2 protein-coding genes are annotated in these 15756 nt (G+C 44.2%); both read left to right on the forward strand.

Annotated features, from left to right (window positions below; genetic code table 11):
- Positions 1-41 precede the first annotated feature (41 nt).
- Positions 42-8753 (forward strand): type I polyketide synthase, encoded by an 8712-nt coding sequence (locus RUW00_RS01315; protein WP_315956443.1) that lies wholly within the window; start codon positions 42-44, stop codon positions 8751-8753.
- Positions 8746-15750 carry an SDR family NAD(P)-dependent oxidoreductase gene (locus RUW00_RS01320; protein ID WP_095271832.1) on the forward strand — a complete coding sequence of 2335 codons (7005 nt, stop codon included), beginning with the start codon at positions 8746-8748 and terminating at the stop codon, positions 15748-15750. Before RUW00_RS01315 ends, RUW00_RS01320 begins: the two co-directional genes overlap by 8 nt.
- The last annotated feature ends 6 nt before the right edge of the window (positions 15751-15756 follow it).

The raw sequence follows: 15756 nt of genomic DNA on the forward strand, positions 1-15756 counted from the left end.
ATTTTGCGGCAGTGCCATTTGTAAAGGGGATGAAGATTTTTATGAAAGAAGCCCGTCATATTAGAAAAAAAGTACTTTCTGACATAGAAAGCGGCATTATTTCTTTGGAAGAAGGAGTAAAGCGGATACAGCAGCTTGGTTCTCATTCCGCAGGGGGTAACGGACAGGCGATATATTATCAGACGGTCTGGCAGCGGACAGATCTCAGCATTCATGTAAAAGGCGGCCGACGTGAGGGCAGCCTTTTATTATTTGATAAAAATGAAATTGTGAGAAATGAACTTGCTGCATTGCATGATACAAGGGTTATTTTGGTTAAGCCGGGGAAAGAGTTTCGAAAAACCGGGGACGGTGTATTTGAAATCGACCCCCGCTCTGAAAGAGATTACATAAACCTGTTAGGATGGCTTATAGAAGAAGAGAAGTCAGATATACGGGAAGCGGTGCATTTATGGTCAGACATGCCGTTTGAAAAGACTGAGAGAGCGATTCGTGAACAATGCGACAGCGGAGTCTATTCTTTGTTTTTACTGCAACAGGCGCTCTTCAAAAATAACTGCCGCAAACCGATCAAGCTGTTATACGGATATTTTTCGCATCTTTCTGGAGAACAGCCTCTTTACGCGGCGGCAAGCGGATTTTTGCGGACATTGCAGCTGGAAAATCCGTTAATCTCAGCAAAAAGCATTGAATTGGAGCAGTCAATAGCAGCCGTTCACGCGGCTGATATCATACGCAATGAGCTGAGTGATTTCCAGCCTTCAGATGTAGAGATCCGTTATAAAGACATGCAGCGTTATGTTAAACAGCTCAAAACGTATGAACCCGAAAAAAATTCCGGAAGCGGAGATGTGCCGCTGAGAGAAAATGGAGTATATATTATCGCGGGAGGCGCGGGCGGATTAGGATTTACCTTTGCAGAATATTTGGCTTTTCAAACAAAATGCTGCCTTGTTTTAACGGGGAGATCTCCGCTTTCAGATCATATAAGAAAACAGCTGAGACGATTGGAGGATGCCGGTTCTTCAGCTGTTTATGTTCAGGCTGATATTACCAATAAGGAAGAAGCCGAATATGTAGTCAAAAAAGCCAAAACTTCTTATGGAAAAGTAAACGGGATCATTCAGGGCGCGGGAATCATCCGTGATTCTTTCCTTCTTAACAAGTCACGAGAGGAATTCGATCAGGTAATCAGACCGAAAGTATTGGGTACGATGTGGCTGAATGATGCTGTTGAGAAAGAAAATCCTGACTTTTTCATTTGCTTCTCCTCTACTTCCGCAGTGTTGGGAAATGTCGGGCAATCTGATTACGCGTTCGGAAACAGTTATATGGATCATTTCATGAATATGCGTTCTGCCCAGGATTCTGATACGATTTCTCTCTCTCTGAACTGGCCGCTGTGGAAAGAAGTCGGCATGCAAGTGGATGAGCGCACGGTAGAGACAATGAAAAAGGCGGGTTTTTATCCTTTAGAAAAAGAAGAAGGTAAAGAAGCGTTTGCAGTCGCATTGTCCTCCGGTTTTTCGCAATTTACTGTATTTTACGGAGATGAGCAAATTGACAATCATGTTCATCAATTATATGAACGAAAAGACAATATTCCGGCAGATGAAGGAACAGGGAGAAATATCGAATCATTTGATTCAGAGAAACTGACAGCTGAAACATCTGATTTTATTATAAAAATGATTGCTGCAGAATTCAGGATGCCTGCGGACAAAATAGATGCAGAAGAGGCATTGGAAAAATACGGACTTGATTCCGTTATGATTATCAATATGACGAATGAGCTTGAAAAACATTTCGGCGCGCTCTCAAAAACGCTGTTATTCGAATATCAGACTGCGGCAGAATTGTCACAGTATTTCGTTGAGGAGCACAGGGATACTCTTCTTCATAAACTCCGGTTAGGAGAAAACGGGAGCAGCACCCCATCTCAGAAGAAAAAAGACAATAAACAGACAGCCGAAGTTAACGGGAAACAGAAAATCCAGATGAAAAATCAGGTGCAGCAGCAGGAGAAGTATCATGACAATGATATCGCGATTATCGGTATCAGCGGACGTTACCCGATGGCAAATGATCTTGATACTCTGTGGGAAAACTTATTGAACGGTAAAGACTGTATAACTGAGATACCTAAGGATCGGTGGGATTCGGGGCTGCACTATCAGCCCGCAGCGGGCGATGAAGTAAAAAACCAAAGCAAATGGGGGGGATTTATTGACGATGTGTATCATTTTGATCCGTTGTTCTTTAATATTTCTCCTGCCGAAGCTGAATTAATTGATCCGCAGGAGAGACTGTTTTTAGAGACGGTTTGGCACACCATAGAAGATGCGGGGTACGCAAAGAAAACGCTTGAAAGAAAAAACGTCGGTGTTTTTGCAGGGGTTATGTACGGCCAATATCAGCTGTACAGCGTTGGTCACGAAGCGGCCGTTTCTTCCTCATATGCATCAATCGCCAACCGGGTATCCTACTTCTTTAATTTCAGCGGGCCAAGTATTGCTTTGGACACGATGTGTTCCTCATCATTAACGGCTGTTCATTTTGCCTGTGAAAGTTTAATCAGGAATGAATGTGAAATTGCAATTGCAGGAGGCGTCAATTTATCCATTCATCCTCATAAATATGAACTCCTGACCCAAGGCGGATTTTTATCCAGTGATGGCCGGTGCAGAAGCTTCGGTTCAGGAGGAGACGGCTATGTGCCGGGAGAAGGAACAGGTGCCGTGCTGCTGAAACCCGTAAAAAAGGCTATTGCTGACGGTGATCAGATTTATTCAGTTATTAAGGCAACAGCCATCAACCACGGTGCTAAGACGAATGGATATACCGTGCCGAATCCCAAAGCTCAAAGTGAGGTCATTACGAGAGCCTTAAAAAAAGGATTTATTGATCCAAACAGCATCAGCTATATAGAGGCTCACGGAACAGGCACCGCGTTAGGAGATCCGATTGAAATCACCGGTCTGACCAAAGCATTTTCAGGTGCCGAACGCGATAAGAAGACATGCGCGATCGGGTCGATTAAATCAAATATCGGACATCTTGAGGCTGCTGCAGGCATAGCGGGCATTACGAAAGTTATTCTTCAAATGAAACATAAAACAATTGTTCCGTCACTGACTCATTCTGCTGAATTGAATGAAAATATACCGTTTCAAAAAACACCTTTTTATGTACCGGACAGTGCCGAAAAATGGGAGTCATCCGTTCCCAGGCGTGCCGGAATCAGTTCTTTCGGGGCAGGAGGAGCTAATGCCCATGTTATTTTAGAAGAATTTGCGGATGAAGCTATCTCTCCTCTCGCGGCTGAAGAACCTGAACAGCTTTTATTTGTTTTTTCTGCAAAAAATGCCGACAGGCTGGAAGAATATGCAAAACGCGCAAAAGAACATATAGCAGCCAGAGATTATCCATTAGAAACACTTAGAAATACAGCATTTACTTTACAAACCGGCAGAGAAGAAATGCCGCACAGATTGGCTGTTATCGCCTCCACAAGAGATGAATTGCTTAAAGGACTGACAGACTATACCCTCGGAAACGCGATGGATCATATTTTTACAAGCGGCAAAGACACAACAGAAGCAAAAAGGATGAACAAAGCTGAGATTGAAGAAGCAGCCGCAAACAGGGATCTTGTGAAGATTGCTGAATACTGGGTTGCCGGAAACGGGGTAGATTGGCCGTCACTTTATAAAGGTGCTACTCTGAGACGGGTATCAGCACCCGGATATCCATTTGCCAAAGAGCTGTGCAGAATAGATGCGCAAAATACGGGAAGCCGCCGGATGAACGGTAATAACGATCTGCATCCTTACATTTCATGCAATATATCTGATTTTAAAGCACAGAAGTTTCTTATCAATGTAAGCGATACCGGTTTGTATATAAAAACAAAGTATCAAGACAAGGAAATGTTTCCGTTTCTCAGCCAGATTGAAATGGCGAGAGCTGCCGGAGCGATGGCTTCAGGGAATCCGATTATTAAATTAACAGAGCTCTCCTTTAGAGAACCGATGTTACAAAGCGGAAGCAATGAGCAGATCCGGATTGTATTAACCCCGGATAATCAGGGTGCATCGTATTCTATAGAAAAACAGAGCGACTCATCCATTTATTCCTCAGGGCGGATCGAATTAGAAGGCGGGGCGTACGAGAACGGAAATATTCATCTTGAGCCGTTCCTGTCTCAGCGCGCAGACCGCATACCGTACGAAGCGTTTTATCAGCGGCTTGCCGAATTCGGATACAGCTGCAGTGACAGTCTGAAAGCCGCAGAGCACTGCGTCAGCAGGAACGGACAGGTACTTTTAAAGATAAAAGCAAAGGCCGAGCCGAAAGGGTGCATAATCAAACCGGTAGTTATTGAGAGCGTATATCAAGCCGTCATATACCTTGCGGGGGAAAATGCCGGAGAGCTCCCGGAAAATATTAAAGAATGTACGATTTTTGATCATGAGACTGAACCCGTTTATGTATATGCAGAACAAACTGAAGAAAGCGATTCGGCTTATGATGTGTATGTATTAGACAATGCCGGCGGGATTTTGATGGAACTGAGCGGACTGGTTTTTGGCGGAAAGCCTAATAAAAATGTACGTTTTTATGAGCATAAGTGGGATCAAAAAAACCCTCTGATTGAAATGAAAGATAGGGAGCCAAAAACAATTCTGGTCTTTGCAAAAGATGAAGCATTGGCTGGAGCTCTGAAAAATCAATCAGACAGCCGTATCATTCTCGTCACGCCGGATCAGCGGCAGACCGATCAAAATCTGCTGACATTCTGTATAAACCCGGAAGTGACGTCAGATTACATTCGTTTATTCGAAGAATTGGAGAAAAAGGGGTTTTCTCCTGATGTCATCTTGCACACGGGAGAAACATTTTACGCGGGTGACCGCCTTCTCAGCGGCCTGGAAGCAATTTTTTATTTATTAAAAGCGCTGAGCGCCCGCAGTGACGCCTCTCTTTATCTTCATTCTCTGCTTCTTGTTCACTCTTTTAAAGAAGGCGTGAATGATCCGTATACGGGCGCTCTTGCAGGCTGTTTAAAAACGGCAAATATGTTGGTGCCATCCGCAGAGAATGTGAAGTCAATCGGTTTTTCAGAACGTATATCAATTGAAAAAATGGCTGAATTTTGTCTTAACGAAATGGTTTCAGGCGTGGAACGGCAGGCGGAAGAAGTTAAATATATAAATGACAAGAGGTATGTTAAGACATTAAAGGAGTATGTATTCAATCATACAGAGCACTCTCATCAGCTGAAACAGAAAGGGATTTACCTCATAACGGGCGGTTTGGGCGGTCTGGGCCTGATTTTTGCAAAATATTTAGCCTCTCAGTATCAAGCAAAATTAGTATTGACGGGAAGGTCACCGTTAACAGCTGATAAACGACATAACATTGACCGGCTGCAGGCGCTTGGAGGAGATGCGGTATATTATCAAGCTGATGCCGCAGATCAAAAGACGATGGGACGGGTCATAGAAGAAACGAAACGGACTTGGGGCTCCATTCAAGGCGTTATTCATTCAGCTGGTCATGCCGATGATCGGTTATTTACAGAGATGAATCTGACTGATTTTTCAGAAGGCATGACTGCTAAAATTGAAGGAACGGTATGCTTAGATGAATTAACGAAAGATGAGCCGCTTGATTTCTTTATCGTATTTTCTTCTATTTCTTCGGTCTTCGGAGATTTTGGACAGGTTAATTATGCGTTGGGCAATTATTTTCAAGATCAATATATAAATTGGAGATCCGAACAGAGCCGCCGGCAAGAGAGACAAGGCAAGAGCATTTCGATTAACTGGCCGTTGTGGCGTAAAGGCGGAATGCATTTAAACAAAGAAGCTGAAGAAGCATATCTTTCCGCATCCGGGTTTGATTATTTGGAAACGGAAGAAGGGATAGCGGCTTTTGAGACGATTTTGGCAAGTGACTGTCCGCAAATTTCGGTTGTTACCGGGGATGCCGAAACAACACAAGCAAAAAAAGATCTGCCGCATCAAAAAGTAAATACGCTTCCGGTTCGTCAAGAGGAAATTTCTTATACAGCACCGGCTTATACAGACAATGTCCTGGAAGAACTGAAGCAAATGGTATCGGAATTATTGAAAATTAACATTGAACAGCTGGATACGGCAGAGAATTTCGGCAATCTCGGCTTTGATTCTATCAGTTTGAAAACATTAGCTGTCCGGCTGAATAAAAAATACAAGCTTAAGCTGACACCTGCCGTTTTCTTTACTTACAGCCATATTAAGTCTCTTTCAGAATTTCTAAACAGTGAACTGCGTACTGTTGCAAAAGGGAATACAGATGCAGAAAAAAACATTTCTGAAAAAAGGAAAGTAGTGCACGCTGGGAAAACCGCCGGGAAAACCGTGAAGCCGCCGCGAAGTTTTCCGTTTGAAAAAAAGACAACAAGACAGGCTGACCATCATCCAGAGAAGCAGCCAGTTGCCATTATCGGGATGAGTTGTGTTTTTCCGGGAGCAAAAAATGCAGATGAGTTTTGGCTCAATTTAATCAATGAAAAAGATTTGATTCAGGAAATTCCCCCGGATCGCTGGGATTGGAAAAAATACGCCGAAGGCAAAGGAAGCAGCGAAGTACATTCGAAATGGGGCGGCTTTATCACAGATGCCGATAAATTCGATGAGGCGTTTTTCAATATTAATCCGCGGGAAGCAGAACTCATGGATCCTCAGCACAGAATTTATTTGCAGGAAACCTGGAAAGCGATAGAAGATGCGGGTTACAAAGCTTCAAAGCTGTCTGGCAAAAATATCGGGGTGTTTACGGGCATTCAATTTAATGATTACCGCCAGCTGCTGATGAGGCATTCGGACGGGGCGCATGCGTTTGCGGGAACCGGAAACAGCCAGGCGCTCATCAGCAATCGTGTATCCCACTATTTTAATTTCAGAGGTCCGAGTGAGTCCATTGATACAGCCTGCTCAAGCAGTCTTGCAGCAATCCACAGAGCTGTGCGCTCGATTCAAAATGGCGAAAGTGAGCTGGCGGTAGCAGGCGGGGTTTCGCTGCTCTTAGATCCAGTCACGCATATGTATACTGATAAACTCGGTATTTTGTCTAGGGACGGCCGGTGTAAGACGTTTGATAAACTTGCCGACGGTTATGTCCGCGGTGAAGGTGCAGCTGTTCTGTTATTGAAACCATTGCAGGCGGCAATGAATGACAGAGACAATATTTACGGAGTCCTGAGAGGAACCGGAGAAAATCACGGAGGAAGATCTGCTTCATTGACCGCTCCGAACCCGGAAGCTCAGGCTGAACTGTTAACGTCTGTTTACAAAAATGCCGGTATTCCTGTTGATACGATATCTTATATTGAAGCACACGGAACCGGGACAGAACTGGGAGATCCGATTGAGATTGAAGGCTTGAAAAAAGCGTTTGGATCTTTTGAGCCGCGTTCAGGAAAGAATCATGACCAATATTGCGGCATCGGTTCAGTAAAAACGAATATCGGTCATTTAGAGCCCGCCTCTGGAATGCCGGGGCTGATTAAAGTATTACTATCCATGAAGTATAAAACATTGCCTGCCACACTTCATGTCAAGGAGCTGAACCCTTACATTCAATTAAGCGGAACACCGTTTCATATTGTCAATAAAACGATGAAGTGGGCCAGATTAAAAGATCGAAAAGGAAATGAAATTCCGCGCCGTGCCGGAGTCAGTTCCTTTGGATTCGGCGGGGCAAATGCTCATGTCATCGTGGAAGAATTTGAATACGGCCAAGATAAAGCAGTAACTGCCGAGCGGGAACAAATCATTGTTCTATCGGCCAAAACAAAGGAAAGGCTGATTGTTAAAGCCAAAGAGTTAACAACGTTTTTACATGAAGAACGATCAGTTCAATTTAGTCAGCAAGAGGTGCAGGAACGTGATTTACAAGAGGCGGTTCGGGAAGCGGCAGCGGGTATCCTGCGTTTAGATACCGCAGATATAGATGCAAAGACACCTCTTTCGGAATTCGGATTTGATCCGTTGGCTTATTCCGAATTAATCTCTTTTATAAACCAAATGTACGGCACAGAAATATCACTTGACATATTTCAGGAATTAAAGACACTGAGCGAGCTGTGCCGCTATATCAGCCGCATCCGGAATCGATCAGCTGATAAACCGCATAACGGCAATTTTAGAGAAAAGTCCGGATTCGGTCTTGAAGAAATAGCATATACGCTGCAAACCGGAAGGGAACCATTTGAATGCCGCCTTGCGATCACTTGCTCGAATACCGGAGATCTTCTTGAAAAATTAAACGGTTACATCCAGGGGAGCAGGCTGCAAGGTGTTTATGAAGGAAATGTAACGGATTTTGATAGTCTGTACGCTCCTTTATTCGGCGGCCCCGAAGGTCATGCATATGTTCAATCACTAATTCAGCAAAACAAGCCAGCCAAACTGGCTCAGTTGTGGACGATCGGTTGTGAAATCAGCTGGGAAGACTTGTATGAGGAGGAACTCAAACCGGTTAAACTGTCTCTTCCTCTCTATCCTTTCAGCAAGAACAGACATTGGATTCATTTAAATAAAGATGAAGCGCAGAAGGCTGAGGCTTTCTCGAACACTGAGCTTCACAACTCAAATAAAGATACAGCAGATGGAGAAATCATGTCGCTTCTTGAAAAAGCACAAACAGGTGAGATGAATACGAAAGAGACGTCAGAGCTGATAGAGGAGTTGCTTTTCCATGAATGAAAAAACGATGCAAATTGAGCAAATCGTGAAAAAGGTGAAAGAATGCAGCCTGACGCCTGAAGAAGGGCTGGAATTCATTAAGAGCTTGGGGAAAACCCATCTATATGAAATGGTATGGGATAGACATGAATTTAAAGGCAGTGAAAAATTCCCGCATACGAAAGAGCCAATTTTATTTTTTTGCGAAGACGACAGCATGTATACCGTAATGAAGAGACAGCTTGAAGGCTATGAGGCACCTTTCATTTACGTGACTTCCGGCGAGCGTTTCGAAGATTGCCGGAACGGTCGTTTTACAATGAACTTTACAAAAGGTGAGGATTATGATGCGTTATGCGGGGTTCTGCGTTCTCAAAATATAAGACCCCGCCATATTATTCATTTTTTGGCTGCCGGGATCTTCAAAAATACAGAAGATGCAATGAGAAAGCAGCTCAATAAAAGTCTGTATTCCTTGTTTCAAATGTTTCAGGCCTTAATGGCGAACAAACTTTGTCCGAAAGCAGAAATTTTGTACCTGTATGAAAATACCGAGGGCGAGGTTCAGCCGATTTATAACGCGGTTGAAAGTTTTCTTAAGACCGTACAGGCCGAAAATCCGAATTTCACATGTAAGGCTGCAGAGCTGAAATCAATGTTTGACGAGCCGTTTACAAAGCAGCATATTGCAGATGTCATCTCTTTTGAATGGAACAATCAATGTAAAACGGACCACTTTACCTGCTATGAGCCGAGGCATTATTATAAAAGGCAGCTTCAAAGAGTAAAAAAAGAAGATGGGGAGAAACATAGTTTCAGTGTAAAAAAGAACGGTGTGTATTTAATTACGGGAGGAGCCGGCGGTCTTGGGTATCTGTTTGCTGAATATCTGGCGAAACAGGCAGAAGTCAAGCTGGTATTAACCGGGCGTTCCCCGGCCTCCAGTGAAACGGCGCAAAAATTGAGCGCTCTTGAAAATCTTGGCGCTGAAGCCTTATATGTCCCGGCAGATATTTCAAAGGAAAAAGAGACGGACGCTTTGATTAAGCACATTAAGCAGACATTCGGAGAATTAAACGGAATTTTGCACAGTGCCGGACTTGTTAAGGATGCATTTATCATAAAAAAAACGAAAGAAAGCATAGAAGAAGTTATAGCGCCTAAAGTATTCGGAACCGTTTGGCTGGATAAAGCAGCTGAAGAAGAGCCTCTTGATTTCTTCGTTATGTTTTCGTCCCTTTCGGCCGTTCTGCCTAATGCGGGTCAAAGCGACTACGCCTTCGCTAACGGATGTATGGATGGATTCACTCAGTATCGAAGCATTAAAGGACGTCCCGGGAAAACACTTTCTATTAATTGGCCGTTATGGGATGCGGGCAATATGACAGTCGGGCCGGGAGAGCTGCAAGCTTTAAGACATGCAGGGCTGGAACTTTTATCCGCCCAAGCAGGGCTTGCCGCTTTTCAGGACAGTATGAGCCGCTCTGCTTCTCAGCTGGCTGTTATCAGCGGAGACAAAGATAGAATAAGTGAATTACTCTCAACTGACCATAAAAAGATAGAGACTGTGCCTGAAAACAACAGTAATCTGCCGCAATTAAATGAAAAAGATCTGAAAAAGGAAACGGTCCGTCTTTTGACAGAGATTGTCGGTGCGGAAACGGGAAGACCGGCGGACAGTATTTTACCCGAGGATACGTTTGACCGTTACGGAATTGATTCTCTAACGATTTTAGGTCTTAACTCACGTCTGGAAAAATATTTTGGAAGAGTGTCTAAGACTCTTTTCTTTGAATACAGCAGTGTTGAAGAGCTGTCAGAGTATTTTCTTGAACACTATCATCATGAGTTGAAGAAGGCGTTTTTACCGGCAGCCGAACAGCGAATTGATCATTCGGCGCCGGCGAAACGGGAGAAGCTTTCCGTTTCCCGCATACCATCCGCACCTTCCGAGGAAGATATTGCAATTATCGGTATAGCCGGCCGCTACCCGATGGCGAAGGATGTGGAACAGTTTTGGGAAAATATTTCTTCCGGAAAAGATTGTATAACGGAAATACCGAAAGAGCGCTGGGATTTTCGGAAATATTATCACACAGGTGACAATGCCCGTCATGACAGCAAATGGGGAGGTTTTATAAAAGACGCTGATAAATTCGATCCGCTGTTCTTCTCAATTTCGCCCCGTGATGCCGAGTTAATTGATCCTCAGGAACGGTTATTTTTAGAGACAGCGTGGCACACGTTTGAAGATGCGGGTTACACAAAGAAAAAGTTGAAACGGCATAAGACAGGTGTATTTGTCGGTGTCACCTACAGCCACTATCAGTTATTTGCAGCCGGTGCTTCAGATGATGAGGAACGTCAGGCGCTCTTGTCTTCTTATTCGTCTATCGCAAACCGGGTGTCATATTTCTTTGACCTGCACGGACCCAGCCTTGCAATTGATACAATGTGTTCTTCTTCACTTTCTGCTGTTCATTTTGCATGTGAAAGTATAAAAAGGGGAGAATCCACCCTCGCTATTGCCGGAGGAGTGAATTTATCCTTACACCCTGATAAATATACTTTGCTTTCACAAAATCATTTTGTTTCAAGCGATGGGCGCTGCAGAAGCTTTGGAGCGGGAGGAGACGGATATGTGCCGGGAGAAGGAGTCGGGGCCGTTCTTTTGAAATCGCTTTCTGCCGCAAAGGCTGACGGGGACAGGATTTACGGTGTGATTAAGGGAACATCTGTAAATCACGGCGGAAAAACAAACGGATACACTGTGCCAAATCCGGGCGAGCAGGCAAACGTCATCAGTGAAACTCTTGATAAGGCGGGGATTGATGCAGACAGCATAAGTTATATTGAAGCGCATGGCACCGGGACATCTTTGGGAGACCCGATTGAAATTTCAGGATTAACCAAAGCTTTGCACAGCTCGAAAAGCGATTATCGTTGTGCAATTGGTTCGGTTAAGTCAAATATCGGACACCTAGAGGCTGCGGCGGGAATTGCTTCTATTACAAAAGTGCTGATGCAAATGAAATATAAACAGCTTGCTCCTTCCCTTCATTCCGATCACTTAAATCCTAATATTGATTTTGAGGAAACACCGTTTTACGTGCAGTCTGAACTGACCGATTGGGAGACGCCGCAAAATCAAGCCAGAAGGTCAGGCATCAGTTCTTTCGGCGCTGGAGGATCTAATGCCCACATTATCATCGAAGAGTATAAGAATGAAGAAAAGGTGGAAACGGTAAAGAGCAACAAGACGCAAATTATTCTGCTTTCTGCCAAAAATGAAGAACGGCTCAGACTCTTGATTGATGCATATATAAAAGAACTCGAGCCAAAAACGTCACTAGCTGATGCTGCGTACACCTCGCAGACCGGGAGAAACGCTATGGAAGAGCGGCTCGCTGTTGAGGTTAGCAGCATTGACGACCTTCGCAATAAGCTGACGATGTATTTGCGGTCAGATCATAAGTTAAACGGTTTATATAGGGGAAAGGCCCGCCGAGGCACTGGTCAAAAGGATGCCCTGTCAGCCGCTCACTTTAATAGTGCAAGAGAAATGGCCATTCACTGGGTGAACGGAGGAGACGTTCAATGGGAAGAGATGTACACTTCAGAATTACCGAAGCTTATCTCTCTTCCTGCATATCCTTTTGAACGGAACAGATATTGGGTGCCTGCCGCAAAAGCAGCACAGAAACAGAAAAAAACAGGCGTACCGCAGAGTTTGCCCCATGCACCGACTGACTTATCATTTGATGTATTAAAAAAATCGTGGAAAAAACAAAAGGCTGCGCCTTCCGCTTTTACGAAAGGACAGGTGATGATCCTGGCTAATAGTGAAAGTGAGCGGCTTGCATTCGAATTGTTTGATTCAGACCCTATGATTGAAGCCGCTGTCATTTGCGCAGATAACTGGGATCATTCGGATTGGGAAGCCAAAAAAACGGCTTTAGCGGTCATAGAAGAAAATCCGGAAATCATCGGCATGATTGACCTGTCAGATTTGCGGAGTGATCAAAACGGGGCACGCACCGGCACAATCGGGAAGCTGACACTGCTGCAGGAAATCATAAAGACACGTAAACAGCTTTTCGTTTTACATGTGACCAGAGGGCTGCAGACATTTCTGAATGACAAGCCGTCGTTAGCCGGAGCCGAAACAGCCGGACTATATAAAATGCTGAGTGCGGAGTATCAAAAGATAAAATCAAAAACAATAGATGTAGACGGGTATGTCGGGACTGCGGCGGAACTGAGACAGATAATCACAGATGAAGCTTGCGCTGACGGTCTGTATAGTGAAATCTGCTACCGGAACGGTGAACGTTATATTCCATACGTCGAGAAATTATATGTAGCAGAATTGAACCGGAAACTATCCGGTCTGCCAGTATGCCGTACGGATCAAACCCTGGTTATTACAGGGGGAACAAGAGGGATCGGAGCAGAACTTGCCAGACATTATGCCGGCAAGGGAGTCAAAAAACTTGTGTTGATGGGAGTAACCGACCTTCCGGAATCTGATAAAATAGCCGGCATGTTAAAAGACACCGATGAAAAGTCACCTCTTTATTCGAAATTACAACTGCTGCATGAGTTGGATCAAAAGGGAGTTCAGGTGGAAGTGTATTCCGGGCCGCTCACGGAAAAAGAAACATTACATCGCTTCTTTTCAGAGGTGAGACTGAAGTTCGGCAAAATCGGCGGGGTGATTCATTGCGCTGGTGCAGCCAATCATTCGAATCCGGCTTTTATTCATAAATCTGATAAAGAAATAAGAGAAGTATTTGAGCCAAAGGTGCAGGGGATGCAGGTACTTCATGACATTTTTATTGATGACGAACTTGATTTCTTCATTTTGTTTTCATCTGTTGCGAGCGCTTTTCCTTTATTAGGCGCCGGAACAAGTGACTATGCCGCGGCGAACGCTTTTATGGATTACTTTGCGGCGTATCAGCATGCAGCCGGCAGAACGTATTATCAATCAATTAACTGGCCGAGCTGGAAGGACATTGGGATGGGCGAGGTGACAAGTCCATCATATCAGGCACTTGGTTTACTTTCACACTCAACAGAAACAGGTATTGCCATGCTGGATGAAATGATGACGATAAACGGATACCCCTGCCTTATACCGGCAAAGACACATCCGGAGAAATTCATGCTGCAGCAGCTGCTTCAGACAAGAATTCAAGCTGCTAAAAATAACCCGGATGCTGAGGAAAAAGTGATTTCTGGTCAGGGAGACAATGAATCCATTATCAGGAAGTTGATGGAGATCTTTTCCGCGGAGCTGAAAATACCTTACGGGAATTTAGATCAGGATACGTCTTTTGCGGATTACGGAGTTGATTCAATCTTACTGGTTCAGCTTGTCAAAAAAGCGGAAGATGTATTTCAAATAAAAATTGAACCTTCAGCTTTTCTGGAGTATCCGAGTTTTTCACAACTGGGCGTCTATTTGAACGAGTTATTTGCAAGTGAGGGGATCAGTCCTCAAATTGATTCGGAAAACATTGAGGTTCGGAAAAAAGAGCAACATATAAATCAAAATGCTTCCGAAATACGGGACAACGGATCACAAATACAACAAACCAGTCTGAACCAAATCGCTATTATCGGAATGGGCTGTGAGTTTCCGGATGCTCCGGATACAGAAACGTTCTGGACAAATTTGAAGAAAGGACAAAATAGTGTCCGCGAAGTCCCGGCGTCGCGATGGGATATTTCTTCATACTACTCTGACACCTATGAAAAGGGAAAAAGTATCAGTAAGTGGGGCGGATTTCTTCAAGATATTGAGTCTTTCGATCCCGCGTTTTTTAATATGAACAAAAGTGAGGCATCAGAGCTTGATCCGTTAATCAAAAAATGCCTTGAGGTCAGCGTCCAGACATTGAGAGACGGCGGCTATACAAAAGAAGAAGTATCAAACAAAGAAGTCGGCGTCTTCATCGGTTCGCGTACCGGGACGTTTATGTCCAAAATAGGTTCCCCTTCAAAAAATACGATCGTTGGTATAGGACAAAATTTCATAGGCGCGCATATCTCACATTTTTTTAATCTGAAAGGACCGAATCTGGTTGTAGACACGGCTTGTTCTTCTTCATTGGTCAGCGTCCATCTCGCTTGTCAAAGCCTGATGTCAAAAGAGTCAGATATGGCGATTGCGGGCGGGGTTGACATTTTGCTGGATCAAAAGCCTTACGTCATGCTGAGTGAGGCTCGGGCGCTTTCACCTGAAGGAAAATGTCATACATTTGATGAGAAGGCAGATGGATTTGTACCGGGAGAGGGATGCGGCGCAGTCCTTTTGAAAAGACTTGATGACGCTCTTGCCGAAGGTGACAGAATTTACGCGGTAATTGACTCATCCGCGGTTAATAATGACGGACAGACAATGGGAATGACAACACCTAATCCGAAAGCGCAAAGCGCAGTGATAAAAAAAGCCCTGAAAAAAGGCGGAATTGATGCAGATACTCTCAGTTATGTCGAGACGCATGGCACCGGTACGATGATAGGAGATCCGATTGAATTAAAAGCGCTGACTGAAGTGTTCCGGGAGGTTACGGAAGAAACGCAATTTTGCGGAGTAGGCAGCGTAAAAACGAATTTCGGACATTTAATGAGCGCAGCGGGGATAGCGAGTATTATAAAGGTTGCCTTATCCATAAAAAATCAGATGCTCACGCCGACATTACATTGTAAAACGCCAAATCCGCGTTTTAAATTTGATCAGTCGCCATTCTTTCCGAACACGTCTTTAAAAGAATGGCGTCCCAGAAAAGGGGTTTTGAGAGCCGGAATCAGTTCTTTTGGATTCGGGGGCACGAACGCACATATGATATTGAGCGACAGCCATCTCACATTAGGATATGGAGAGACAAAAAGACACCCGCTTTCTCCGGTTATATTCAATAAGGAACAATGCTGGATCGACAATGGAGAAACTCCAGAAAAGGAAGAGTCAGAATTGCTGATTCCTTTACTTGATTTCAAAGAATTATAAAGAAAA

It is taken from the genome of Bacillus sp. IS1 (genome assembly GCF_032461585.1).
Classification (GTDB): Bacteria; Bacillota; Bacilli; order Bacillales; family Bacillaceae; genus Bacillus; species Bacillus velezensis.

Excerpts from the sequence above, each read along its gene's own strand:
- RUW00_RS01315 (WP_315956443.1), top strand. The coding sequence starts at position 42 with ATGAAAGAAGCCCGTCATATTAGAAAAAAAGTACTTTCTGACATAGAA.
- RUW00_RS01320 (WP_095271832.1), top strand. The coding sequence starts at position 8,746 with ATGAATGAAAAAACGATGCAAATTGAGCAAATCGTGAAAAAGGTGAAA.